This window comes from Nonomuraea sp. NEAU-A123, assembly GCF_018603905.1.
Lineage (GTDB): Bacteria > Actinomycetota > Actinomycetes > Streptosporangiales > Streptosporangiaceae > Nonomuraea.
Window position 1 is genome coordinate 528,149 of the sequence record NZ_JAHFZZ010000007.1, and the last position, 24,834, is coordinate 552,982.

The 24,834-nt window shown below is 70.6% G+C and carries 22 protein-coding genes and 1 pseudogene; 12 read left to right on the plus strand and 11 right to left on the minus strand.

What is annotated here, in order from left to right:
- Positions 1-61 precede the first annotated feature (61 nt).
- Complete coding sequence (locus KLK06_RS24645; protein ID WP_214637923.1) at positions 62-652, plus strand: TIGR03086 family metal-binding protein; 591 nt, start codon at positions 62-64, stop codon at positions 650-652.
- Between the two features lie 203 nt (positions 653-855).
- Here the strand turns inward: KLK06_RS24645 and KLK06_RS24650 are convergent, their stop codons facing one another.
- The 5 genes from KLK06_RS24650 to KLK06_RS24670 form a co-directional block, all read right to left on the minus strand.
- A complete protein-coding gene (locus tag KLK06_RS24650) occupies positions 856-1,233 on the minus strand; it encodes a hypothetical protein (protein WP_214637924.1) in 378 nt (125 codons plus the stop codon).
- Positions 1,230-3,335: a right-handed parallel beta-helix repeat-containing protein gene (locus KLK06_RS24655; RefSeq protein ID WP_214637925.1), complete on the minus strand. Its 2,106-nt coding sequence runs from the start codon at positions 3,333-3,335 to the stop codon at positions 1,230-1,232. Before KLK06_RS24655 ends, KLK06_RS24650 begins: the two co-directional genes overlap by 4 nt.
- An 82-nt stretch (positions 3,336-3,417) precedes the next feature.
- Positions 3,418-4,026 carry a TetR/AcrR family transcriptional regulator gene (locus KLK06_RS24660; RefSeq protein WP_214637926.1) on the minus strand — a complete coding sequence of 203 codons (609 nt, stop codon included), beginning with the start codon at positions 4,024-4,026 and terminating at the stop codon, positions 3,418-3,420.
- Positions 4,027-4,033: 7 nt separating this feature from the next.
- Positions 4,034-5,584 (minus strand): MFS transporter, encoded by a 1,551-nt coding sequence (locus KLK06_RS24665; protein ID WP_214637927.1) that lies wholly within the window; start codon positions 5,582-5,584, stop codon positions 4,034-4,036.
- A 90-nt stretch (positions 5,585-5,674) separates the two neighbouring features.
- Entirely contained in the window at positions 5,675-6,892 is a 1,218-nt protein-coding gene (locus KLK06_RS24670; RefSeq protein ID WP_214637928.1) for an MFS transporter, read from the minus strand.
- A gap of 134 nt (positions 6,893-7,026) precedes the next feature.
- On the opposite strand from KLK06_RS24670, the gene panB reads away from it, so the two are divergent.
- The 3 genes from panB (at position 7,027) to KLK06_RS24685 (ending at position 10,463) form a co-directional block, all read left to right on the plus strand.
- Positions 7,027-7,857, plus strand: coding sequence for a 3-methyl-2-oxobutanoate hydroxymethyltransferase (panB, locus tag KLK06_RS24675; RefSeq protein WP_214637929.1), 831 nt, complete (start codon positions 7,027-7,029; stop codon positions 7,855-7,857).
- A gap of 70 nt (positions 7,858-7,927) precedes the next feature.
- A complete protein-coding gene (locus tag KLK06_RS24680) occupies positions 7,928-9,115 on the plus strand; it encodes a LuxR family transcriptional regulator (protein WP_214637930.1) in 1,188 nt (395 codons plus the stop codon).
- A gap of 109 nt (positions 9,116-9,224) precedes the next feature.
- Positions 9,225-10,463: a S8 family serine peptidase gene (locus KLK06_RS24685; protein ID WP_214637931.1), complete on the plus strand. Its 1,239-nt coding sequence runs from the start codon at positions 9,225-9,227 to the stop codon at positions 10,461-10,463.
- Between the two features lie 46 nt (positions 10,464-10,509).
- Here the strand turns inward: KLK06_RS24685 and KLK06_RS24690 are convergent, their stop codons facing one another.
- The gene (locus KLK06_RS24690) at positions 10,510-11,433 is read right to left on the minus strand and encodes a threonine/serine dehydratase (RefSeq protein ID WP_214637932.1); all 924 of its coding nucleotides are present in this window, start codon (positions 11,431-11,433) and stop codon (positions 10,510-10,512) included.
- 48 nt (positions 11,434-11,481) lie between these two features.
- Positions 11,482-12,654, minus strand: a complete 1,173-nt coding sequence (locus KLK06_RS24695; protein WP_214637933.1) for a PLP-dependent aspartate aminotransferase family protein — start codon at positions 12,652-12,654, stop codon at positions 11,482-11,484.
- 60 nt (positions 12,655-12,714) lie between these two features.
- On the opposite strand from KLK06_RS24695, the gene KLK06_RS24700 reads away from it, so the two are divergent.
- The 6 genes from KLK06_RS24700 (at position 12,715) to KLK06_RS24725 (ending at position 18,293) form a co-directional block, all read left to right on the plus strand.
- Complete coding sequence (locus tag KLK06_RS24700) at positions 12,715-14,148, plus strand: PLP-dependent aminotransferase family protein (RefSeq protein ID WP_214637934.1); 1,434 nt, start codon at positions 12,715-12,717, stop codon at positions 14,146-14,148.
- 75 nt (positions 14,149-14,223) lie between these two features.
- The gene (locus KLK06_RS24705; protein ID WP_214637935.1) at positions 14,224-14,910 is read left to right on the plus strand and encodes an alpha/beta hydrolase; all 687 of its coding nucleotides are present in this window, start codon (positions 14,224-14,226) and stop codon (positions 14,908-14,910) included.
- 45 nt (positions 14,911-14,955) lie between these two features.
- Positions 14,956-15,843, plus strand: a complete 888-nt coding sequence (locus KLK06_RS24710) for an ABC transporter ATP-binding protein (RefSeq protein WP_214637936.1) — start codon at positions 14,956-14,958, stop codon at positions 15,841-15,843.
- A complete protein-coding gene (locus tag KLK06_RS24715; protein ID WP_214637937.1) occupies positions 15,840-16,565 on the plus strand; it encodes an ABC transporter permease in 726 nt (241 codons plus the stop codon). The genes KLK06_RS24710 and KLK06_RS24715 overlap by 4 nt, the downstream gene beginning before the upstream one ends.
- A gap of 10 nt (positions 16,566-16,575) precedes the next feature.
- Complete coding sequence (locus KLK06_RS61575; protein WP_214637938.1) at positions 16,576-17,688, plus strand: sensor histidine kinase; 1,113 nt, start codon at positions 16,576-16,578, stop codon at positions 17,686-17,688.
- Positions 17,685-18,293 (plus strand): DNA-binding response regulator, encoded by a 609-nt coding sequence (locus tag KLK06_RS24725; protein WP_214637939.1) that lies wholly within the window; start codon positions 17,685-17,687, stop codon positions 18,291-18,293. The genes KLK06_RS61575 and KLK06_RS24725 overlap by 4 nt, the downstream gene beginning before the upstream one ends.
- A gap of 52 nt (positions 18,294-18,345) precedes the next feature.
- On the opposite strand, the gene npdG is transcribed toward KLK06_RS24725, so the two are convergent.
- Positions 18,346-18,996 carry an NADPH-dependent F420 reductase gene (gene npdG, locus KLK06_RS24730; protein WP_214637940.1) on the minus strand — a complete coding sequence of 217 codons (651 nt, stop codon included), beginning with the start codon at positions 18,994-18,996 and terminating at the stop codon, positions 18,346-18,348.
- A gap of 140 nt (positions 18,997-19,136) precedes the next feature.
- Here npdG and KLK06_RS24735 point away from each other — a divergent pair, with 140 nt between their 5' ends.
- A complete protein-coding gene (locus tag KLK06_RS24735; protein WP_250905899.1) occupies positions 19,137-21,698 on the plus strand; it encodes a M14 family zinc carboxypeptidase in 2,562 nt (853 codons plus the stop codon).
- Positions 21,699-21,713: 15 nt separating this feature from the next.
- Here KLK06_RS24735 and KLK06_RS24740 read toward each other — a convergent pair whose 3' ends face one another.
- A complete protein-coding gene (locus tag KLK06_RS24740) occupies positions 21,714-22,016 on the minus strand; it encodes a hypothetical protein (RefSeq protein ID WP_250905900.1) in 303 nt (100 codons plus the stop codon).
- Between the two features lie 733 nt (positions 22,017-22,749).
- Between KLK06_RS24740 and KLK06_RS24745 the strand changes: the two genes are divergently transcribed.
- The gene (locus KLK06_RS24745) at positions 22,750-23,187 is read left to right on the plus strand and encodes a hypothetical protein (RefSeq protein ID WP_214637942.1); all 438 of its coding nucleotides are present in this window, start codon (positions 22,750-22,752) and stop codon (positions 23,185-23,187) included.
- Positions 23,188-23,287: 100 nt separating this feature from the next.
- Here the strand turns inward: KLK06_RS24745 and KLK06_RS60085 are convergent.
- A pseudogene (locus KLK06_RS60085) lies at positions 23,288-23,455 on the minus strand (ATP-binding protein); the annotation flags it as partial.
- 12 nt (positions 23,456-23,467) lie between these two features.
- The gene (locus KLK06_RS24750; RefSeq protein ID WP_214637943.1) at positions 23,468-24,652 is read right to left on the minus strand and encodes a DUF2786 domain-containing protein; all 1,185 of its coding nucleotides are present in this window, start codon (positions 24,650-24,652) and stop codon (positions 23,468-23,470) included.
- Positions 24,653-24,834: the final 182 nt, after the last annotated feature.

Here is a 24,834-nt window from a genome sequence, read left to right on the forward strand (position 1 = left end):
CCGAAACCGTCGGTGCCGTCATCTAACCTGAGGCTCTGCGACTACTTAGGAGGTTCGGGCGATGACATCCATCCCCGTCGAGCGGCTCGGCGAGGTTTGCGACGCCACCGAGCGGTTGATCGCGCAGGTGCGGGACGAGCAGTGGGCGGCCCCCACCCCGTGCACCGAGTGGAACGTCCGCGACCTGGTCAACCACCTCGTCGCTGGCAACCGCCGGTTCGCCGGCGTCCTGCGCGGCGCGGTTCCCCCGGGCAACGGGCCGCGCCCACCGGTCACCGACGTGCTCGGTGACGATCCCTTGGCCGCCTTCCGTGACTCCAGCCGCGACATGCTCGCGGCGTTCAACGAGCCCGGCGTGCTGGACAAGAAGGTCAGCATGCCGATCGGCACCGTCCCCGGCGTCGTGGCGCTCCAGTTGCGCATCGTCGAAGGGCTCGTGCACGGCTGGGATCTCGCTCGCGCGATGGGCCAGACCGTGCGGTTCCCGGACGATCTCGTCGAGCAGGCGTTGGCGTTCACCCGCGACAAGCTCGCGGACGTCCCCCCGGACCGGAGCCCGTTCGGGGCCCCGACGCCTGTGTCGGACGACGCTCCGGCGCTCGACCGGCTCGTCGCCTTCCTCGGCCGTCCGGTGACCACCGCCACGGACTAGCTCGGCGAGCTCGATCCCCGCCAGCCCGAACGCCCCGGCATAGGCGTAGAAAAGCGGAATCGGCAGATCACTACGACTACCAACCCCATGCGCGAGCACGCCGGTCACCCGCGCGACCGCTGACGGAGCCGTATCCGCCACGTCCGCGACCGCCGGCGGGGCCACGCCCGTCACCTGTGCGAACGCCCACTGAGACACGCCCGTCATCGCACCGCCACCTGGGTGAGCACGAGCTTGCTCCGGTGTGTCTCCACCTCGAACACACCCGTCAGGTCCGCGGTGAACCGCACGGTCACCGGCACGCCGGGCCGCAGCTCAGCCTCGATGTCGTAGCCGTGCACGTGCAGCTCGTCGGCAACGTCGCTGGTCACCGTGATGCTCACCGGCCGGCCCTTGGCCACCTCCAGCCACCCCGACGGCGGGCTCACCTTGCCCCCGGCGATGGTGATCTCCGCGTTCGGCCGCGCGCTGGGCGATCCCGTGGACACTTCGTGGCTGTTGCCGGGAATGTGGTGGGTCTGCGACAGCGGCCCGCACCCCGCCACCAGCGCGCAGGCCACCACGGCCACGGCTCGCCTCACGCGGGCACCTCGGCCTGGGCGGGCGTCTCATCCACCGTACGGCGACGCCGGGGCGCGAGGACGACCACCGCGCACAGCACCCAGATCCCGGTGAGCAGCCCGCGACTCCAGCCGGGCCCCAGCGGGATCACCGGGATCAGGTAGACCACCCGGTCGAACGCATCCACCCCGGCCAGCAACCCCAGCACGATCGTGAACCAGCCGAAAACCGGCCGCCCGCGCCGCAGCGCCGCACCGAGGCAGAGCCACCAGGCAGCCATGAGCAGCAACGCGAGCGCCGCCAGCAGCGTGCTCTCGGCGGCGGCGGCGACCACGTCGAGCGCCAGCCCCACGAACCCGCACAGGCTCCCGGCCACGATCAGCCGCTGCCGGTACTCGCTGCGCGCGGCCACCGCCGGGGCCACGCCGTTGCTCGACGGATCGCCCTTGCGCAGCCGTACGGCCTGGCCGGCCCGCCGGCAGAACAGGGCCGCGATCAGCCCGAGCACCACCGAGCCGCCCAGGGCGAGCTGGGTCTCCACCTTGCCGAAGCCACTTGCGCCGAACCAGTCGCAGCCCGCGGGCAGCCGCGCCTGCGCGGCGCTGTAGTCGGCGCACAGATAGAGCTTGGTGAGCTTCACGGGCTCGGCCAGCCAGCGGCTGGAGCCACCGGATAATTCGGGCGCCTGGGCCGCGCAGACCGGCAGCATCGCCGGCGAGGACCTGCCCACGTCGGCCTGCCAGCAGTTGCCGGTCCCCTGACCGTCCCACCAGACGTCCAAGGCGTTGGGCCGCCGCTCGCCGGTGGGGCTCACCCCGAAGACATTGCCCTCGTAGCGGTTGTAGTTGGACGTGTCGGCCTGCTTGGCCAGGTCGTTCTCGCCCCTGATGAACGCGGGGACGCCGAAGAGCCCGAAGGCCGCGCGGTTGTGGCCCCAGATCTGGTTGTTCCGGAAGACGTTGTAGTTGCCGCCCGCGACCAGGACGCCGGTGCCCGGCGGGGCGCCCGTCTGGGAGCAGACCACGCCCTGCTCGTAGCCGCGCTGCGCCGGCGGCTTGGCGCAGGTGCCGTCGCGCGTGTACTCGTAGTAGTCCTTGTTGTTGTCGTGGATCTGGTTGTGCTCGAACTTGGCGTGGTTCTGCGGCAGGCCGGGGTGGCTGGGCCAGAGGCTGTCCATCGTGGCGCCGACCATGTTGTCGTAGAACTCGTTGTCGTGCACCCACATCGAGTCGCCCGCGGTGCCCGAGTAGCCGAGCGCGTTGTCGTGACTCTTGCAGCGGCGGATCTCGATGGCGTAGCGCGGGACCTCGTGCCCCCGGCCGTCGTTGATGTTGGACGCGCTGCCGGGATAGAGGCCGCCGTCGCCGTTGCCGTACGCCTCGCAGTCGGTGTAGAGGCCGTGGTCGCTGGCGAAGGTCAGGAAGCCGTACTCGTCGTTCCAGCGGGTGAGCACCTGGTCGATGACGAAGCCGTCGGTCTCCAGGATGTACAGGGAGTTGAACGTCGTGCGCTGGGCGGTGAGGTTCCTGAAGTAGACGCCGTTGGTGCGGTCGGCGCGGATGGCGTTCAGCTTGCGGTACTGGGCGTCGACGATCACGTCGAGGGGAGACGCTCCGGTGCCCTCGATCTGGAGGTTCTTCTTGCCGAGGATGGCGACCAGGTTCTGGTTGTGCGGGCAGCGTTGCTGCTGTTCGAAGGAGAGGATCTGGTAGCCCCAGGTGGACCAGCGGGCCGGGAGGTGGGCGCAGTCGCCGGTCGGGGCGGCCTGGCTGGGCTCTTCCTGGTAGAGGCCGGGGAGCAGGGCGATGGTCATGCCCGGCCGGTCGACCTTGTCGACGGCCTCCTGCAGATCCCTCACCCCCTTTTGCTGACATTTCGCGAAAAGGGAGAGGTTGCGCTGCTTGAGGGGGTCCGGGAAGGCTGCGATTCTTCGGGCGAAGTCGTCCGCGTCTGTTTTGCAGACCAGCAGATCGGGCTCCGCCCTGCGTAAGACGGGTAAGGTGCCCGAACCGTCGGGCAGCGTGATCGGCCGCTCCTCGTGCGCCAGCGCGGGGGCGGCGAGCAGGAGCAGCAGGGACGAGCTCAGGGCGACGACGGTGGCGAACCTGCGCATGGGGGGCATGGCCGCGACGCTAGAACACCACTCATGTTCTGCCTAGAGTCAAGATCGAAATGGCCGGGAGAATCTCCCGGCCATCCGCGTCTCAACTGTGGGGCGCTATCCCCGCCATGACCGCGTCGACGATCCGTTCGGCCAGGTCGAGGGGCAGATCGCCGGGGGGTCCCCACTTGGTGTTGTGCATCATGGTCCCGGACAGCATCGCCATCGCCAGATCGATGTCGAGGTCCGGCCGCAGTTCGCCCGAGGCGATGCCTCGCTCCAGCGTGCCCCGCATGGCCAGCTTGCGCGGCTCGACGGCGCGCTTCATGAAGCGTTCCATCAGCCGCGGATAGCGATCGGCCTCGCTCATCGCGATGTTCATCACGCACCGGGAGCGGGACTGGCCCGCCTCGCTGCGCATCGCGTCGAGCAGGACGATCAGGTCGTCGCGCACCGACTCTCCGGCCAGCGCCGGCAGCGGCGCTTTGAGCGTGGCCAGCGCGTCGACGACCAGGTCCTCCTTGTTGGACCAGCGCCGGTAGATGGTCGTCTTGCCGACGCCCGCCCTCGACGCGATCGCCTCGATGGTCAGCTCCGACACGCCCATGCCCTCGGCGATCAGGTCGAGTGTCGTCTCGATGATCGCCTTCTCGGCTTTTTCGCTGCGCGGACGGCCCGCCGGACGGGCCGTCGTGGATTCCTGGATCGTCATCGCGGCCTCACACTACCGCTGGTTCTTTCTTTTCCGCCTGCTGCACCGGGCGTGCCTTGCCCGGCATCCACTTCAGCACCACCAGCACGCCCAGCAGCGCGATCACCGCGGAGACCAGGGCCGTGATGTGCATGCCGTGGAGGAAGGCGTTGTAAGCGGGCTGGAGCAGTGCCTGCCCCCGCTCGCCGAGTGCGTGCGCGGCGCCGACCGTCGCCATGATCGACTCACCGGCGGCGTGCTGGGCGCCGGCCGGGAGACCGGACAGGGCGGGCGCGATCTCGCCCCGGTAGCTGGAGGACAACACCGAGCCGAGCACGGCCACGCCGAGCGCGCCGGCGATCTGGCGGACGGTGTTGCTCATGGCCGAGCCGACACCGGCCTTCTCCCTGGGCAGCGCCTCCATGATGGCGGTGGTCGCCGGCGGCATGATGTTGGCCATCGCGGCGCCCTGGACGAAGAAGATGATCTCGATGATCACGATCGGAGTGTTCTGGTCCAGGAACGCGTAGCTGGTGAGCGCCAAGGTGACCACCAGCATGCTGACCACGGAGGAGAGCTTGGCCCCGAACCGCTGGTTCACCCGCTGGCTGAGCGGCGCGAAGATGAGCTGCGCCGCGGCGAACGGGATCATCAGCGCGCCTGCCTGGATCGGGCTGAAGCCCAGCACGATCTGCATGTAGAAGGTCAGGAAGAACATCCCGCCCATCATCGCGAAGAAGACGATGCCCATCATGCCGATGGCCGAGGAGAACCGGACGTTGCTGAAGTTACGCACGTCGAAGGCGGGGTGGTCGGTACGCCGCTCCCACCAGACGAAGGCCGCGAGCACCGCCACGCCGAACAGCGTGGGCGTGAGCACCTCGGCGGAGGCCACGGTGGCCAGCTCGCCGCCGCGGATGATGCCGTAGACGATGGCGACCAGGCCGATGATGGACAACAGCACGCCGATCGGGTCGAGCTTCGACGGCTTGGGGTCACGCGACTCCGGCACGATCGTGCCGATGAGGATCATGCTGATGATCACGATCGGCACGTTGATCAGGAAGACCGAGCCCCACCAGAAGTGCTCGATCAGCAGACCGCCGGTGATCGGGCCGATCGCCACCGCCAAACCGACGCCGCCGGCCCAGACCCCGATGGCCTTGCCACGCTCACTCGGCGGGAAGACGTTGGAGATGATGGCCAAGGTCGCGGGCATGATGGCCGCGCCGCCGATGCCCATCGCCGCCCTGGCGAAGATCAGCTGCATCGGATCCTGGGCGTAGGCACTGGCCAGCGAGGCCAGGCCGAACATCAACATGCCGATGAACAGCATCCGCTTGCGGCCCGTGCGGTCACCGATCACGCCGAAGGTGAACAGCAACCCGGCGAACACCAGTGTGTAGGAGTTGATCGCCCATTCCAGCTCGCTCTGCGTCGCGCCCAGACCCAGGATGGGATCGGCGATGGTCTTCATCGCCACGTTGAGGATCGTGTTGTCGAGCACGACGGCCAGCAGGCTGAACACCAGCACGCCGAGGATGCCCCATCGGCGTGGATGTCCCGTGTTCGCTTCCATGAAAGCACCTTAATTTCGATACGACCGAGTTTCGCAACGCTACCGTATCGCAAGCTTATTCCGATACGCAACGGTTTCGTTTCGTAAGGGTTAACTCGTGGCGACGACTGTCTCCGTCGGCGCGACCGGCTCCTGCTCCGCCGGCTGGGGCCGCCGCCGCCAGAACGGCAGCGCGACCAGGACCATCGCCACGCCCGCGAGCCCGGCCACCACGAACGCCCAGGCGGGTCCGTGCGCGTCGATGATCGCCCCGGCGATCGGCGCGGAGATCGCGCCGCCGACCAGCAGGGCGGTGCCGTGGAAGCCCATCGCCTCGCCCCTGGCGCCCGCGGGCACCCAACGGCTGACGGTGTCGACGGTGGAGGACAGCGAAGGGGCACAGAGCACGCCGGCGGGCAGCAGGGCCAGCATGAGCCAGCGCCAGTCGCCACCGGCCAGCGAGGCCAGCGTGGTCAGCAGGCCCATGCCCGCGATGAGGGCCAGGGGCGAGACGCCGCGCGACAGCCCACCGTACACGAAGCCGCCCACCAGCGAGTAAACGCACCAGATGCCGACCGCGACCCCGATCCAGGCGGTCTGCCCGGTGTGCTCCATGGTGCCGACCAGGGCGAGCTCGGTCGCGGTGAGCACGAACGTGGCCGAGGCCACCGTGCCCAGCAGCGCGACGAAGGCGGGCGTGAGCCACCGCCGCCGCGGCACCCTCGCCGCGGGCGCCCGCAGCTCCTCGGCCGACCGGGTCGGTGGATTGAGCACGACCAGCGCCACGCCCGAGCCGGTCAGGCCGACCGCGATGATCGCCAGCGTCGGCCCGCTGCCGAGCGTCGTCATCCCGGCCACGGCCAGCGCCGGGCCGACCATGTAGGAGAGCTCGACCAGCATCGAGTCGAGCGAGAAACCGGCCCTGCGGTGCTCGACCGGCACCATGGCCGCCAGGCACTGCCTGATCACGCTGAACACCGGCAACACCAGCAGCCCCGCCACCACCGCCGCCACGACCAGCGCCACATAGGGCAGCGCCCACGCGCTCGCCCAGAACGCCGCCTGCGCGCAGGTGGTGACGATCAGGACCGGCCGCAGGCCGTGCTTGTCGACGAACCTGCCCGTCAGCGGCGACCCGATGGCCATGCCGACCGTGCTGGCCATGGTGACCAGCCCCGCCCTTCCGAAGCCGAGCTCCAGGCCGTTGACGACGTGCAACGTCAACGCCATCCCCGTCGCGGTGGTCGGGATGCGGGCGATCAGGCCCACCAGGAGTAACGTCCGCACGCCGGGGAGCCGGAACAGCTTTTTGTAAGGGTCGAGTGCCATGTTGGTTACTTACCTCCGGATCCATTGTGGCAAGCGGCACCGACAGTTCCGCCACCGGTTTACCGCGCGTGCCATCATCGAGAGGGTCCGGGTACGCCACTGGGGCGCCTCGAGACTTCACCGGAGGGTTTCTCATGTCCTCTTCCACCACGCTGTACGGCGGTGCCGCCGGGCGCAGGGTCACCGTCCGCGACCTGATCGCGGCCAAGGAGCGCGGAGAGCGGTGGCCGATGATCACCGCCTACGACGCGATGACCGCCCGGGTGTTCGACCAGGCGGGCATCCCGGTCCTACTGGTCGGCGACTCGGCGGCGATGGTCGTCTACGGCTACGACTCCACGCTGCCCGTCACGGTCGACGACCTGCTGCCGCTGACGGCTGCCGTCGTCCGCGGCTCGGCGCGCGCCCTCGTGGTCGCCGACCTGCCGTTCGGCTCCTACCAGGGCTCACCCCAGCAGGCGCTGGAGTCGGCGGCGCGCTTCATGAAGGAGGCGGGCGCGCACGCGGTCAAGCTGGAGGGCGGCCGCCGCGTCCTGCCGCAGGTCGAGCTGCTGGTCTCGGCGGGCATCCCGGTCATGGCCCACCTCGGCCTCACCCCGCAGTCGGTGAACGTCCTCGGCGGCTACCGCGTCCAGGGCCGCGGGCAGTCGGGCGACGAGCTCATGTCGGACGCCAAGGACCTCGAACGGGCGGGCGCCTTCTCGGTGGTGCTCGAATGCGTGCCCGCCGAGCTGGCCGAACGGGTGACCGCCTCGATCGCCATCCCGACGATCGGCATCGGCGCGGGTCCGGCCACGGACGCGCAGGTGCTGGTGTGGCAGGACCTCATGGGGCTCACCCAGCGCCCGGCCAGGTTCGTCAAGCAGTACGCGGATCTGGCCACGGAGATGGACCGCGCCGTCCGCGCCTACGCGGCCGACGTGATCTCGGGGGCCTTCCCGGAAGCCGGCCACACGTACGGGTGAGCCTGGACACATCCCGACATTTGGTGAAAACTTTATCAACAGCTTATAGTCGGGCCGACTGGGGTGCGTCATGCCTTTCGTGGGACGAGAGCGCGAACTCCGGCGGCTGGCAGACGCCCTGAGCCGTCCCCCTCTCGTGCTCCTGATCGAGGGCGAGGCGGGGGTCGGCAAGACCCGGCTGCTGCACGAACTCACCGGCCACCCGATGCTCGTCGGGAGCTGCCACCCCATGCGGTTCCCGTACGGGCCGGTCGTGGAGGCGTTGCGTGACGTCCGGCCCATGCGCGACCTCAACCCGATCACCGGGGCGTTACGCCCGTTCCTGCCGGAGTGCGGCCACCTGCTGCCGCCCACCCCTCCCCCACTCCAGGACGCGATGGTGGAACGGCACCGGCTGTTCAGGGCGGTGCTGTCGCTCCTGGGCGCGCTGCGGCCGATCACCCTGGCGGTCGAGGACGTGCACTGGGTCGATCCGGGCACGAGGGAGTTGCTGGCGTTCCTGGCTCGCTGCCTGCCGGACGGGGTCAACCTGGTCGTCACCTACCGCGCGGAGGATCTGCGCCATCCCGTGACCGAGCTGCTCGGGCACCTGCCGCCGCGCATCGACCACGCCGAGATCGCCCTCGGCCCGCTCACCGCCGAGGAGACCGCGCTGCTGGTCAAGCACCTGCTGCCGGGCTCGGCCGACCTGTGGCCGCTCACCGGGGGCGTACCACGCGCCGTGGAGGAGCTGACCCGCATGCTGGCCGACGGCCAGGAGCCGGGCACGCCGCCCGCGCTGCGCGACGCCGTGCTGGTGAAACTGGCCGCGCTGCCGCGCGCGGCGCGCCACATCGTGCAGGCGGCCTCACAGGTCGAGCATCCGGTGTGCGAGGACGTGCTGACGGGCGTCGCGGGCGTACCCCCCGAGCAGGGCGAGCGCGGCCTGTCCGAGGCGGTGCGGTGCGGCCTGCTGCGCGAGTGGACGCCCGGCAGGTACGGCCTGCGCCAGCCCCTGGCCCGGCAGGCCGTCTCAGAGACGATCACCCCGGCGGCGGGTCGCCGGCTACGCCGCAGGATCGCCGGCCCGGCCGAACCCCAGGGCACGCTGTCACCACGGGAGGAGGAGGTGGCCAGGCTGGCCGCCGACGGCCTCACCAATAAGGAGATCGCCGAGAGCCTGTTCCTGTCGCCGCGCACGGTCGAGGTGCACATCGCCAACGCGCTGCGCAAGCTGGGTCTCACCTCGCGCAGGCAGCTCAACATCGGCACGCCGTAGGTCGCACTACGTAGTCGCAATACGTGTGCTCCACGTATGGCCGCGAGCCCGATTCTGTCTCATGTTTCAGTGATCCCCGTCCAATACCCAGGAAGGGCTCACACCTGTCATGCGACCACGCACCCTGATGCTCGCATCACTCGTCGGCGCGCTGGCTCTGTCGGCCGCGCCCCTCCCCGTCGCGGCCGCGGCGCCGGAGACCAGCACGTACATCGTCCAGCTCAACCCCAACATCCGCGCCGCCACGAGCGCCGCCGAGGAGCAGGTCAGCCAGTACGGCGGCCACCTGATCGGCGTCTACGAGTCCGCGTTCAAGGGCTACACCGCCACTCTGACCGCGGACGCCGCCGAGAAGCTCAGGCAGACCCCGAACGTGCTCACCGTCGAAAAGGACGCCGTCGTCACGGCGTTCGCGCAGACGGTCCCGACGGGCGTCCGGCGGATCTTCGGCCCGTCCAACCCGAACCTGGACATCGACGGCGTGGACGACGTGCAGATCAACACGGACGTGGCCGTCGTGGACACCGGGGTGGACTACACCCATCCCGACCTGAACGTGGTGGCGCGCGCCAACTGCGTGACCGGCGTCTGCGTCAACAATTCGGGCACCGACGACAACGGCCACGGCTCGCACGTCGCGGGCATCATCGGCGCGCGTGACAACACGATCGGCTCCGTCGGCGTGGCTCCGGGCGCCCGTATCCACGGCGTGAAGGTGCTCAACTCGGCCGGCTCGGGCACCCTGGCGGGCATCGCCGCCGGGCTCAACTGGGTCGTGGCCCGCGCCTCCACCATCGAGGTCATCAACCTGAGCCTCGGCTGCGCCGGATGTACGAGCAGCGCGATCAGCACCGCGATCACGAACGCCACCAACGCCGGCATCGTGGTCGTCGTCGCGGCGGGCAACAACCACGCGAACGCCTCGACGTTCTTCCCGGCCAACCACGCTGACGTGGTCACCGTCTCGGCGCTGACCGACAACGACGGGCTGGCCGGCGGCCTCGGCGGCAGCACGCTGTCGTGCCGCACCGAGACCGACCAGGACGACACCTCGGCGTTCTACTCGAACTTCGGCGCGACGATCGAGATCACCGCACCCGGCACCTGCATCTACTCGACGTGGATGGGCGGCGCCTACAACACGATCAGCGGCACCTCGATGGCCAGTCCGCACGTGGCGGGCGCGGCGGGCATCCTCACATCGGGCACCCGCAAGCCGACGACCCGGGCCGGGGCCCTGGCCGTGCGGACCAAGCTGATCTCCACCGGCAACTCCAACTGGACCGACGACTCGGGCGACGGCGTCAAGGAGCCGCTGCTCGACGTACACGACGCGACGCAGTACTAAGCCCTATGTCCGGGTGCCCGGCGTGCCGGGCACCCGGATCGGCGGGTCAGGCCAGTGTGGCGGGATCGGTGTTCGAGCCGCACACCACCACCGCGACCCGCTCGCCGTCCGCCGGGACGTACGCCCCCGACAGCAGCGCGGCGTAGGCGGCCGCGCCCGCGTGTTCGGTGACCACCCGGTGGTCCGTCCAGAGGGTGCGGCGGGCGGCCTCGATCGCGTCGTCGGTCACCAGCACGCTCTGGACGTCCGCCCGGGACAGGATGTCGTACGCGATGCCGCCCAGTCGGCTGGCGCCCAGCGCGTCCGCTCCCACGCCGCTCACCTGCACCGGCACCGGGTGGCCCGCCCGCAGCGCCTCATGCAGGGTCGGGCACAGCAGGGGTTCGACGGCGACGATCCGCGGCCCACTCCCGCCGGTGGTTCCGGCGCCCACCGTGATGCCCGAGGCCAAGCCGCCGCCTCCGACGGCCACCACCACCGTGTCCACGCCGCCCGTCTGCGCCATCAACTCCAGCCCCGTGGTCCCCTGTCCCGCCACGACCTCCGGCTGGTCGTAGGCGTGCACCTGAAGGGCCCCGGTCTCCGCCGTCCGCTTGCCCGCCGCCTCCGCCGCCTCCGAGTAGATGGCCCCGATCTGGTTGATCTCCGCGCCCAGCGCCCGCAGCCCCGCCACCTTCACCGGGCTGCTCACCTCCGGCACGAAGATCTCCGCCCGGACGCCCAGCGCCTTCGCGGCGTAGGCGACGGCGAGTCCGTGGTTGCCGCCGCTGGCCGCGATCACCCCGCTCGGCGGCAGCTCACCGGCCGACAGGATGCGGTTGAACGCCCCTCGCACCTTGAACGACCCCGAGTGCTGCAACTGCTCCAGCTTGAAGAACAGCCCCGGAGAGACCTCGAGCACCGGCGTACGCAGCACGTGCCCGCCGATCCGCTCGGCCGCGCTCGCCACGTCCTCGTACGTCACCGTCATCAAGATCTCCTTCCAAGGTACTTAGGCATTTTCCTAAATGCCTAAGTACTATGTCAACGCCTGCGAGATGTCCGCCCACAGGTCCTCGGGGTGCTCGATGCCCACGGCAATGCGTACGGTGCCCTCGCCGATCCCGTGCCTGGCCAGCTCCTCGGCACTGAGCCCGCGGTGCGACGTGGTCGCCGGGTGCATGACGAGCGTCTCGACACCGCCCAGCGAGGGAGCCAGCAGCGCCAGCCGGATCGAGCTCATGAACTTCTCCCCCGCGGCGCGGCCACCGGCCAGGTCGAAGCTGAACACGCCGCCGAAGTCGGGCAGCAGCTTGGCCGCGAGCTCGTACGACGGGTGCGAGGGCAGTCCCGGCCAGTGCACGGCGGCGACCGCCGGATGCTCGGCGAGCCGGGTGGCGAGCAGGCGGGTGTTGGCGCAGTGGCGTTCCATGCGCAGCGCCAGCGTCTGGATGCCGCGCAGCGTGAGCCACGCGGCGAACGGGTCCGCCGAGGCGCCCAGCGCGGTCGAGAAGTGCCACACCTTCTTGTACAGCTCGTCGGAGGCGAACACCGCGATGCCGCCCACCACGTCCGTGTGCCCGGACAGGTACTTGGTCGTGGAGTGGACGACGATGTCGGCGCCGTGTTCGAGGGGACGGCACAGCATGGGCGTGGCGAAGGTGTTGTCCACGACCGACACGATGCCGAGCTCCCGGGCGACGGCGCACATCCCGGGCAGGTCGGCGACCTGGGCGATCGGATTGGCGATGGTCTCCAGGTAGACGAGCTTGGTCTCGGGGCGCACGGCGGCGCGCAGGGCGGCGGGGTCGTCCTCGGGCACGTAGGTGACCTCGACGCCGAACCTGCCGACCAGGTCGTTGATCATCGAGGCCGTCCCGCCGTACAGGGCCTTCTGGGCGATCAGATGGCCGCCCGGCTTGAGCAGGCCGAGCAGGACGGTGTTGATCGCGCCCATGCCGGAGCCGGTGGCCATGGCGGCGACTCCGCCTTCGAGGCCGGAGACGGCCAGTTCCAGCGAGCGGACGGTGGGGTTGGTGTAGCGCCCGTAGACGAACGGGCCGTCGGGGCGGCCCATCGCGTCGGCCATCACCGCCGGGTCGTCGAAGACGAAACCGGACGTCTGGTAGATGGGCATGGTGATCGGACGGCTGCCCTCGATGGACGGCTGGGGCAGATGCACGGCTCGGGTCTCGGGGTGCAGTTCGCTCATGTCACTCAGGATGTACCGGAATCTGGCTCGTTGTCAGATCCAATGGTGGAGAATTGGTCCATGAATGGGGCCAATCTCGATGATCTCGTCGATCTGCTGGGCCGCTGGGCGTCCGGGCGCGGGCCCCTCTACCTGCTGCTCACCGGCCGTCTGCGGGCGCTCATCGACGACGGCGTGCTGCCGCCCGGCGTGCAGTTGCCGCCCGACCGGGTGCTGGCCAGGCGGCTGGCGGTCGGCCGGGGCACCGTGGTCGCCGCCTACGACCTGCTCCAGCAGGAGGGCCGGGTGGTGCGCCGCCAGGGCAGCGGCACCCGCGTCGCGCACTGCGACCTGCCTTCCACCCGTTCCACGGACAGCGTCGTCGCGAACCCGCTGCTCATGCACATCCTCCATCCCCCGGACGGCGTCCAACTGCTGACCTGCGCAGCCCCCGACGTCCCACCGTACGAGCTGGTCGAGGCGTACCAGGAGGCGGCCACCCGCCTCGTCGGCCTGCGCGACCTGGGCTACCAACCGGCCGGCAGCCCCGTCCTGCGCGAGGCCATCGCCGCCTACTACCGCCGGCGCGGCGTGCCCACCACCGCCGGGGAGATCCTGGTGACGAACGGCGCGCAGCAGGCGCTGACGCTGCTGGCCGGGCTGCTGGTGTCGCCGGGCGACACCGTGCTGACCGGGTCGCCGACGTACCCGGGCGCGCTGGAGGTGTTCCGGCACGCCGCCGCGGCCGTCCGGCCGGTGGCGCTGGACCCGGTCCCGGCCGAGGCGATGCGCGAACGGCCGGCCCTCGTGTACGCCGTGCCGACCGCCAGCAACCCGAGCGGTTCGATCATGGAGTCGGCCGACCGGAGGCGCCTGGCCGAGCTCGCCGCCGAGCACGACGTGCCGGTGATCGACGACGAGGTCTGCGCCGAGCTCTGCTTCTCGGGCGTGACCCCGCCGCCGCTGGCCGCCTACTGCTCCGCCGAGCAGGTGATCACGATCGCCTCGCTGAGCAAGCTGGTCTGGGGTGGGCTGCGGGTGGGCTGGATCCGGGCGGCCGCGCCGCTGGTGTCGCGGCTGGCCCGGCTGCGGGCCGTACACGATCTGGGGGGTGAGGCTCTCGGGCAGTTCGCCGCCGCCACACTGCTCGGGCGGCTCGACGAGATCAGGCGGGCACGCGTACGGACGCTGCGGGCGCGTCACGACCACCTCTGCGCCGAGCTGCGCGAACACCTGCCCTCGTGGGAGTTCGAGCCCGCCCTCGGCGGCCAGACGATCTGGGTACGGCTGCCGCGCGGCGAGGCCGACTCCTTCGCCCAGGTGGCGCTCAGGCACGGGGTCGCGGTGCCGCCGGGGCGCTCGTTCGACCCGCTCGGGGGGCACGCCGAGTACATGCGGCTGCACTTCCTGTTCCCCGAGGAGGAGCTGTCGCAGGCGGTCGCCGCCCTGGCGCGGGCCTGGCGCTCCTATGAGGGCGTCCGCGAGCCCGCCGCCCGCCACACGCTGATCGTCTGAGCCCGTCTCCGCCTCCGCCTCCGCCGATAGCTGACAACGGGGTGGCCGGGGCGCCGCCTGCGGGAGAGTAGAGGTATGAACGTGACGTTCGTGCTCGTGCACAGCCCGTCGGTGGGGCCTTCGACCTGGACGCCGGTGGCCCGGGCTCTGGGGCGCCGGGGATATGCCGCCGTGGTGCCCGACCTGACCGAGGTGGCGCGGCGCGGATCTCCGTACTGGCCGCGGGTGGTGGAGGCGGTGCGCGCGGCCGCGCCTGAGACGCCGATCGTGCTGATCCCGCACAGCAACGCGGGGCTCTTCGTGCCGGTGATCAAGGAGGGGCTGGGCGATCGGGTGGTGTCGTGCGTGTTCGCCGACGCGCATCTGCCGCCCCGTGCCGGGCTGGTGCGGGCGGCTCAGGAGGAGTTCCTGCCGTTCCTGCGTGATCTGGCGGACGCGGACGGCGTGCTGCCGCGCTGGACCGACTGGTGGAGCGACGACGACGTGGCCGCCATGCTGCCCGACCCGCGGGCTCGCGCCGTGGTGGTCGAGGAACAGCCGCGCCTGCCCCTCGGCTACTACACCGAGCCCATTCCCGTCCCCGCCGGATGGGACGACGTCAGGTGCGCCTGCCTCTGGTACGGCCCGCCCTACGACAAGGTGGCCGAGGAGGCGCGTGGGCGGGGCTGGCCCGTGATGCGGACCCCGGGCGAGCACCTTCAGCAGGTCGTCGATCCCGAGGGGGTGACCGACGCGCTGCTGAAGCTCTCACGGAAGTCGTGAATTCTTCACTGGGGCCCATCCACATATCCCGAAATAGTCGTAGGCATGACAGCGATTCGGGTGGAAGACCTCAGGAAGAGCTACGGGGACTTCGCGGCGGTGAAGGGCATCTCGTTCGAGGTGGCCGACGGGGAGATCTTCGCGCTCCTGGGCAGGAACGGCGCGGGCAAGACCACGACGATCGAGCTGCTGGCCGGGTTCCAGCAGCCGGACGGGGGCACCTGCCGGGTGCTCGGCCTCGACCCGGCCCGGGACCGGGCGGCCGTCAGGCGGCGCACCGGCATCATGCTGCAGGAGGCCGGGTTCTTCCAGGACCTGACCGTCGCGCAGACCGTCGACACCTGGCGTGACTTCACCGCCGCGCCACGCCCCCGCGACGAGGCGCTGGAGCTGGCGGGCCTGCTGCCGAAGGCGGCCACCCGGGTGCGCCAGCTCTCCGGCGGCGAGAAGCGGCGGCTCGACCTGGCGCTGGCCCTGCTGGGCCGTCCCGACGTCCTGTTCCTGGACGAGCCGACCACCGGGATGGATCCCGAGGCCCGCAGGAACACCTGGGACGTCGTACGCGAGCTGGCCGGGCAGGGCACCACGATCCTGCTGACCACCCACTACCTGGACGAGGCGCAGCGGCTGGCCGCCTCGATGGCCATCATGGACGCGGGCGAGATCGTCGCGTCCGGCGGGATGGCGGAGACGCTCGCCGCGCGGAGCGGGCGGGTGGCGTTCCGGCTGCCTCCGGGGACTTCACCGGCTGACCTGCCGCTCCCGGTGACCCTGGAGGGCGAGACGGCCGTGTGCCGGGCGGCCGACCCCGACCTGGCCGCGCAGACGCTGCTGAGCTGGGCGGCCGAACGCGGCCTGCGGCTGGCGGGCCTGGAGGTCCGCACCGCCACCCTCGAAGACCTCTTCCTCGACATGTCCGGGAGCCACCGATGAGCTACGCCGCCACCTACCGGCTCGGTACCAGGCTGTTCTGGCGGGACCGGGCCATGCTGTTCGCCTCGGTGATCACGCCCGTGGGGCTGAGCGTCGGCCTGCCGACGCTCATGCGGCACGTGACGGCCGACGGGGTGACCGCCGCCACCCAGTTGTCCCAGGGCACGACCTCGATCCTGCTGTCGATCACCGCGTTCATGAACGTCGCCGTGGCGCTGACGGCCCGCCGCGACCAACTGGTGCTCAAGCGGCTGCGCGCCACCGGCCTGACCGACGGGCAGATCCTCACCGGCCAGATCGCCAGCACCGCCACACAGACCATGATCCTGATCGCGGTCTGCACGGTGGCGGTGCGCCTGCTCGCCGACGTGCCGTTCCCGGCGAACCCGCTGGTCTTCGCGGGCGCCGTCGTCGCGGGCTCCGTCGTCCTGGCCACGCTCGGCGTCGCCTACACCGCCGTGATCCCACGCACCGAACTGGCCGCCGCCGCCACGATGCCCGTCTTCCTGCTGGCCGCGATCGCCACCGGCGTGATGGGGCCGATCCGCGACGTCCTCCCTGCCTGGGTGGGCTCCACACTCGACCTGCTGCCCACCTCCGCCGTGGTGCACGCCATCCGGACCGGCGAGGTGGCACTGCCCGCCCTGAACCTGGCCGTGTGGGCGGTGGTCGGCGTCGTGGCGATCCGGCTCTGGTTCCGGTGGGAGCCCCGGCGGTCATAATGGGCCGGACATGAACTCCTCCTCCGCGCAGCGGCTCGCCCGTGTCCTGATCACGACCGTCTCGGTCGCGTACTCGCTCATCGGGCTCATCTACTTCACCAGCGGCCCGCGCAACGGGTTCGTGGCGAGCGCGGCCGTGATCGGCGTCGTCGTGACCCATTACCTGAACATGCGGGCGGGGTTGCGGGGCGAGCGGCCACCCCTGTTCCCGCTCACGCTGGTGCTGCAGGCGGTCGCCACGTACGCGCCGGACTACCTGCTCCCGTCCGGCTGGTCGGCCGTGTCGGCGCCGATGCTGGCCGGGACCCTGCTGGTCTTCCTGCCGCTGCGCTGGAGCGGTCCGCTGGTCGCCGCGATGACGCTGTGGGAGGGCGGCACGATCTTGTCCGTCAGCGCCAACCCGGTCGTCGCCCTCTTCTACGGCCTTTCCGTGGCCACGACCGGCGCGATGATCTACGCCATGGTCCGATTCGTCGGCGTGACCGTCGACCTCGAACAGGCCAGGGCGGAGCTCGCCGAGGCCGCCGTACTCAAGGAGCGCCTGCGCATCTCCCGCGACCTGCACGACGGGCTCGGCCGCAGCCTGACGGCGATCGCCCTCAAGGGCGACCTGGCCGGCCGCCTGATGGACCGCGACCCCGCCGCGGCGCGCGGCGAGGTGGGTGAGCTGGTGCAGGTGGCCAGGGAGGCGGCTCAGGATGTACGGCAGGTGGCGCGGGGGTATCGGGAGTTGTCGCTGGTGAGCGAGGTGGATCGGGGGGTGGCGCTGCTGGAGTCGTCGGGGGTTGGTTGTCAGGCGCACCTCGTCGATGCGGTGCTGCCCCGGCAGTCGGAGGCGGCGTTGGCGTGGGGCGTGCGGGAGGCGGTCACCAACGTCCTGCGTCATAGCCGTGCCACCACCTGCACGATCAGCACATCCCTGAGGGAGGGCCGGCTCCGGCTCGAAGTGGTCAACGACGGCGTCCTTGATCTCGGTGGCGACGACCCTGATGGCCGTTCGCCTCACGGAGGCGGCGGCGGGCTGACGGGGCTGGCGGAGCGGGCCGCCCAGGCGGGCGGGACGGCCACCGCCGCCGCGACCGGCACCGGCGGGTTCCGCCTGACGATGGAGGTGCCCGCGTGATCCGGGTGCTGCTGGCCGAGGACATGCACATGATCAGGGCGGCCCTCACGGCCCTGCTCCGCCTGGAGCCGGACATCGAGGTGGCGGCGGAGGTGACGCGCGGCGACGAGATCGTACCCGCCGCGCTGAAGACCCGCCCCGACGTGGCGATAGTGGACATCGACCTGCCGGTGATCGACGGCATCACCGCCGCCGCCGAGCTACGCGAACGCCTCCCGTCGTGCCGCATCCTGGTCCTCACGGCGATGGGCCGGCCCGGCCAGGTACGCCGGGCGCTCGCGGCGGGCATCGAGGCGTTCCTGGTCAAGGACGCGCCCGGCGACCGCCTCGCCGACGCCATCAGACGCACCGCCGCCGGGCTCCGGGTGCTGGACGCGGAGCTGGTGGCCTCGGCGATGGAGTACGGCGAGAGCCCCCTCACCCAGCGGGAGACCACCGTGCTGAAGGAGGCCGCCCGGGGCGCGTCGGCCGAGGAGATCGCCGCACGCCTCCACCTGTCGGCGGGCACGGTCCGCAACTACCTCACGGGGGCGATCACGAAGACGGGCGCCCGCAACAAGATCGACGCCATCCGCATCGCCGAAGACGCGGGCTGGCTCCCCTGACCGCTGTTCCTACGGCGGTCAGACGTCGGTGACGCCGTCCCCATGACGGCGGTCACACGTCGGTGACGCGCACCCCGGCGTGGGCCTTGTAACGGCGGTTAATGGAGATCAGGTTCGCCGTCAGCGCCTCGACCTGGAAGGCGTTGCGCAGCCGGCCGCCGTAGACACCGCGCACCCCGGGGATGACCGCCGCGAGCGCCTGCACCGTATCGGTGGCCTCGCGGTCGTCACCGAGCACCAGAACGTCCAGATCGACCTTTTCCACCGCCGGATCCATCAGCACCACGGCCGACACATGGTGGAACGCCGCCACCACCCGGCTGTCCGGCAGCACCGCCGCGGCCTGCTGGGCGGCACTCCCCTCCTCGACGGGCAGCGCGTAGGCGCCCTGCTTGTCGAACCCCAGCGGATTGACGCAGTCGACCACGATCTTGCCGGCCAGCTCGGTACGCAGCGACTCCAGCAGCGCCTTGTGCCCGTCGTACGGCACCGCGACGATCACCAGATCGGCCTCGGTGGCGACCACCGCGTTCTCAGCCCCCCGGGCACCGGACCCGATCGAATCGGCCGCCTCCTGAGCCCGCCCCGCGCTCCGCGAACCGATCAGCACCGGGTGCCCGGCCAGCGCGAACCGCCGCGCCAGCCCCTTCCCCTGGTCTCCGGTCCCGCCCAGAATCCCGATCGAAATGCCGCTCACAGTCATTCCGCATTCTTATCAGCCCGTTTCACGGCGGAGAACGCCGGGGGCTTACTGCGATCGTCGATCGGAGCCGCGGGCTGGTGCGCGGACCCGCTTCGTGGTACGGATCCGGCGAGATCACTTCCGTACTAGGGAGGTCTTCCTTGCGTTTATCCATCGCCCTCCTGAGCATCGCCGTGCTCCTCACCCCCACGGCCGCGACGGCCCACGCCGTCGAGCCGCCCCCACCGGCCGTACGGGACTTCGGCAACGGTCCCGAGCGGAACGAGGAGGCGGCAGGCGTGTCCGAGCAGACCGCCGAGACGCTCCGAGCCCCCACGGAGGAGCCGTACGGCTACTCCCACGAGCGGGACCGCGGCTACCCCCGCCAGAACCAGCTCCCGATCCCCGCCGAGAACCCCGCCGACGCCTCCATCAAGCTCGGCCTCGTGCCGTACCACGGCATCGCACCCAGGCTGAACGACCTGCAGCGGCGCAGCAAGCGGGTGAGCGCGGAGATCATCGGCCGCTCGTACCAGGGCCGCGACCTCTACCTCGTCACCGTCACCGCGCCCGAGAGCCGCGACGAGGCGCGCGAGCAGAGCAGGATCCGCGACCGCGTCCAGCACGATGCGGCAGCGGCCGCCCGCGACCGGGGGCTGCCCAGGAAGTACAAGGCGCCCCTGTTCATCAACAACAACATCCACGGCAACGAGTGGGAGGGCACCGACGCCGCTCTGCGGGTGATCGAGGAGCTCGCCACCAGCACGGATCCCGAGGTCGCCGACCTGCTCAGCCGCACTCGGCTGTACTTCAACGTCACCGCCAACCCCGACGGCCGCGTCAACGGGGTACGCGTCAACGGCGCGGGCTTCGACCTCAACCGCGACTTCGTCACCGCCTCGCAGCCCGAGGTGCGCGCGATGCGCCAGGTGATGATCGACACCCAGCCGGTCACCATGATCGACCTGCACGGCTACGTCAACGGCACGCTCATCGAGCCCACCACGCCACCGCACGGAGCCAACTACGAGTACGACCTGTTCATCAAGAACACCTACGCCAACGGGCTCGGCATGGAGGCCGCCATCAAGGCCCTGGGGCACACGCCCGAGGCCGACGGCGTGTACCCGCCGCAGATCCCGTTCCGCGACTCCGACGAGGGCTGGGACGACTGGCCGCCGATCTTCACCCCGCAGTACGCGCCGTTCCATGGCGCGGTCGCCGCGCACACCGTCGAGATCCCGCTGCGCGTCAACGGCTCCGACTACACCAATCTGCCCGTCGACGAGCTGCGCCGCCGCTCCGGGATCAACACCGCCATCGCCGCCGCCGCGATCCGGGCGACGTACGGCTTCGTGCGGGCCAGGCACGACCAGCTGATAGCCGACCAGATCGAGGTCTTCCGCCGGGGCACCGCGGGCGAGCCGTCCAGGACCGTGCCGCTCGGCATCGTGCCCGGCTTCGGCCCCGAGGACGTCTACAACACCACCTTCCCCCGCGCGTACGTGATCCCGGCGGGCGGCGGGCAGCGGTCCGCCACGGCCGCGGCCCGGCTGGTGGACCACCTCATCGCGAACGACGTCGAGGTGGGGCAGGCCAAGCGCTCGTTCCAGGCGGGCGGCAGGACGTACCCGGCGGGCTCGTACGTCGTGGACATGCGCCAACCCAAGCGCGGCCTGGCCAACGTGATGCTGGAGGCGGGCACCGACATCTCCCCCAGGGTCGATGCCATGTACGACATCTCCGGCTGGAGCCACGCCCTGCTCTGGGGCGCCACCGTGGACGGCGTCACCTCCCTCCAGACGCAGGCGGAGCCGGTCAAGGCCGCCGCCCCGACGGGCTCGGTCCCGAGAGGGCAAGGCCCGCTCGCGCTGAAGGTGATCGACGCCAAGGAGGTCATGGCGCTGAACGCGCTGCTGGCCCAGGGCGTCGCGGTGACCTGGTCGAACAACGGCACCGCGCTCATCCCGACCACCGCACGACAGGCCGCGCGCACCATGTCCGACCGGTACGGCGTGACGTTCACCCAAGCAGGCTCTGCCACGGGAACGCCGCTGTCCCAGGTGCGGATCGCGGCGGCCACCTCGGCGGATGAGCTGTTCACGCTGCGTGAGCTGGGCTTCCCCGTCACCCCGGTCTCCACGGCCACGCTCAACGCCGGCTTCGACTGGAGCGCAACCGACGTGCTCTTCGTCTCCAGCGGGCTGAGCTACCCGGCACTCAACCCGGCGGCCAAGGCGGCACTCGACGCGTTCCTCGCCTCAGGCGGCGTGGTCACCCGTGGCGGCACCGGCGCCGCCTTCAACACGGCCGCCGGACTGCTCACCGCGACGTCCGTCGCCGGACGCGGCGACGCCAACGGCGTCGCTCGCGTGGTCTCCTCAACCGGTCCCGTGGGCGGCGGCTCGCCCGGCTACTCGTTCGTGTACTCGCCGCGCTGGTTCACCGGGCTCGGCCCCGAGGTCACGGTCGAGCAGGCGTACGCGGCCGAGGGCCCGCTGGTCTCCGGCCACTGGCGCCCCAATCCCGACGGAACCGGCGGCCAGGACGCGGCCAGAGGCCAGGCGGCCGTGGTCAGCGGCCGTGACGAGCGGGGCGCGGCCGTGGTGCTGTTCGGCACCGAGCCGATGTTCCGCAACCATCCCAAGGGCCTGTTCCCGCAGGTGGCCAGAGCGCTGTACTGGTCGGCGTCGGTCACGGGCGCGGCCGTCACGACGCCCTGACCCCCTTCAGGTCCGCTACGCGAAGCGAGCCCACAGCGACCTGTGGGCTCGCACGCAGCTCGGGTGCGCGGTGGTGCCGAGCACATGGACGCGCCTGGTGGCGTGCTCGATGACCGCCAGGATGTACTGGCGTTGCCCGTTCAGGGTGATGGTCTCGATGAAATCGGCGGCCAGTAGGGCGTCGGCTTGGGAGCGCAGGAAGTCCGCCCAGGTGGTGGACGCCCGCTCGGGCACCGGATCAAGACCTTCCTGCTTGAGGATCTCCCACACTGTGGACGGCGCGACCTTGATGCCTAGGGTGGTGAGCTCGCCGTGCACCCGCCGGTAACCCCTGTCGGGGTTCTCCCGAACCAGACGCAGGATGAGAGCGCGGATGGACTGGACGGTGGGTGGGCGGCCAGGTGGCTTTGAACGACCCTTCCGGCCCCAAGGGAACGAGTCTTCTGGCCCCAGGCTCGGCACTAGTCATCAGGGGGGAGGCAGTACCGCGGGGGCCTATGGTGGGTGCAGTCGCTCCGTAACGCCTTCGTCGACCACTGGGTGGGGCGGAAAACGAGCTGGCCTCGGACGACACCGTCAAGGCGCAGCTCGACGCCGCCCGCCGCGACGACGACTTCGACACCGCCTACATCTACGCCGGCCAGGCGGTGGGGCTCGTGCGCGAGCGGCGCACGGCCGGGACGTGGTGGCCGAGTTCGACGGGGCGGAAATACTGCTGCGCCGCTTCGCCCCCGGCGGTGTCTGAGCGGGTCCGCTCCGCTTCGTGCTCTTGCTGCCAAATTTCCGGAATGTCAGGTGCGCCAGGCGGCGATGGGACACATTGATCACCATGTCTGCCTCCTTTGTGCCTTTTAAGAGGGTCGCGCTGGTGATCTGTATGGTCGCGTCGGCCCTTTCGGGATGCACCGCGTCCGGCGGCGGCTCCGTCGCCGCCTCGGCGAAGCCTTTGTCGGCCATGCCGTTGTGCCGTGCCCCTCAGGGGGCCGCGTTCGACCAGCGCGCTGAGCATGCGACGTCCAGGCCGGGAGACGACGCGATCGAAGGAGTCCGCGTGGATCAGCTGCCCGGCGGCCTGACGCATGGACTGGCCGTGCGCAATGGTGGCGCCGATCCGGCGAGGAGACTGACCCCTTCGGGTCCTCCTTTGTCGTTGTGGACGCACAGTTACCGGTGGCGAGATCCTTCCCGGCCGCTCAGCTATCTGGAAGTCGAAGTGAGCTGCGGGGATGCCGCCCGCGACCTAGGCACGTTCAGCACGCTGCACTCGGTCAGCTCCACGGCCTACATCACCAGCTGTGGGTACGGGATCGAGACCGACGAATCACGGCGGTCCGTAAAGGGGAAACCCGCGGTGGCGTGGAGCCAGAGCTCGCAGTGCCATGCGGTGATGTGGCTGGAACGGCCGGGCGCGGTGATCAAAGTCGAGGCGAGCGAAGACCTGCGGGCCGAGCTGAGCGGCGTGGTCGACGGCATCCGGGTGACGGGCTGACACCTTCAGCGCGAGTAAGTGGAACCTGTTCCGACGCAGGGTGCGGACGCACCCGGACGGTACCCCAGGTTATTTCACAGATGGACGCGCAGATTGATCGTCAGCCCACGGTGCGCTGCTCCGTGCGGGCGCGGGTCTGGGCCAGGCGGTAGGAGTCGGTGCCGGTCTCGATGATGTTGCCGCCGAAGGTGAGTCGATCGACGATGGCGGCGCAGAGGCAAGGGTCAGTGAAGGTCTTGGTCCAGGAGGAGAAGGATTCGTTGGAGGCGGGATACAGGCGCTATCGGTCTCGCGCTCCGAGGCTGGCCTGATCGGCGGCGGTACGGCCGGCCGCCCAGCCCTCCCGGTCCCAGGACGTGCGGACCGCGTGCGAGACCAGGTTCGGGAACATGCGCTCGACCGCGTGCTCCACCTCCTGTTCGCGGGCCGCCAGGACCGGCACCAGGTCGGTGCCCCGGCTGGCGCTCTCCTGTGAGACCGCACCCGCCGTGGCCTCGGCGAGCCGCTCCCCGATCCTGGAGGCGAACGCCGACAGGAATGACTGGCGGAACGTCTTGTTCCTCGACCGGCCGGTGCCGTGCTTCTTGGTGCCCGAGTTCACCAGCGCGGTCTGCGCCTGCACCAGCAGCGAGGTGAACAGCACCTCCACCCAGGACAGGTCCGCCCAGAATCCCAGCACGGTGGCGAACCCCAGCTCCTTCGACCAGATCACCCGGCACCTGTTGGCCTCGGCGATGAGGTCGAGCAGCACGGCCTTGGGCTGCTCGTACGGCGCGTCGATGCCGACCCGGATGCCCGCCGGGGCCTCACCTCCGCCTGGCTGTGCGTCCAGCATCGCCGCGTCGATGCTGTACTTCGCCATCAAGCTCTGCGCCGCCGACGTGAACGTCTCCGCCTCCGCCTCGTACGTCGTCGACTCCGCCTTGGCAAGCAGCGCCCGCACCCGCGCGAACGTCTTCTCGCTGACCGCGTGCGAGCGTGCCTGGACCCTACAGCGGGCGGCCCCGGGCCGCGGGCTCAACGACTCCAGCCGCGGCAGCCCGGTCAGCAACCCCAGCAGCTCCAGCCCACCGGAGACGGTCACCAGTCGGCTGGCCCCGTCGCGCGCCTGCCGCGCCGCCAGGTAGCCGCCCTTCCACCACACCGCGGCCTCCAGGCCGGCGAGTTGGTCGCGCCAGCGCTCATCCACCGTGGCCGGCGCGTAGGCCCGCATCTCCCAGGCGATGAGGTCAGCCGCCGCCCGCCCGTGCCAGTCGGTCAGCCGCCTGGCCGCGATCCTGACCACGTCGGCGGGCTGCCAGCCGTTCCGCCACAACCCCGAAATCGCACGGGTCACAACCTCCACCAGGACGCGATCGGCGTCGTCCCGGTCGGCCAGGAAGGCGGCGGCGGAGTCGAAGGCTGCCTCATCCTCGCGGGCAAGGGCCTCCATCGCCGCGCCGATCAGCTCATTAGCCTTACTCACATGTGCCGTCCACCTTGAAGAAAGTCCGCCAGAACCCTACCGCGACGGAGCCTCGTCCCCTGCTCACCGGCGCGGTGGAAGGCGGCGAGGTCCTGACCGACCCCGGCTGACCCTGTACCGCGTCAAAACGCAACCGCAACAGCTCTGACCTGTGGTTTGACGGGGTTCATACCCGCAGGAAA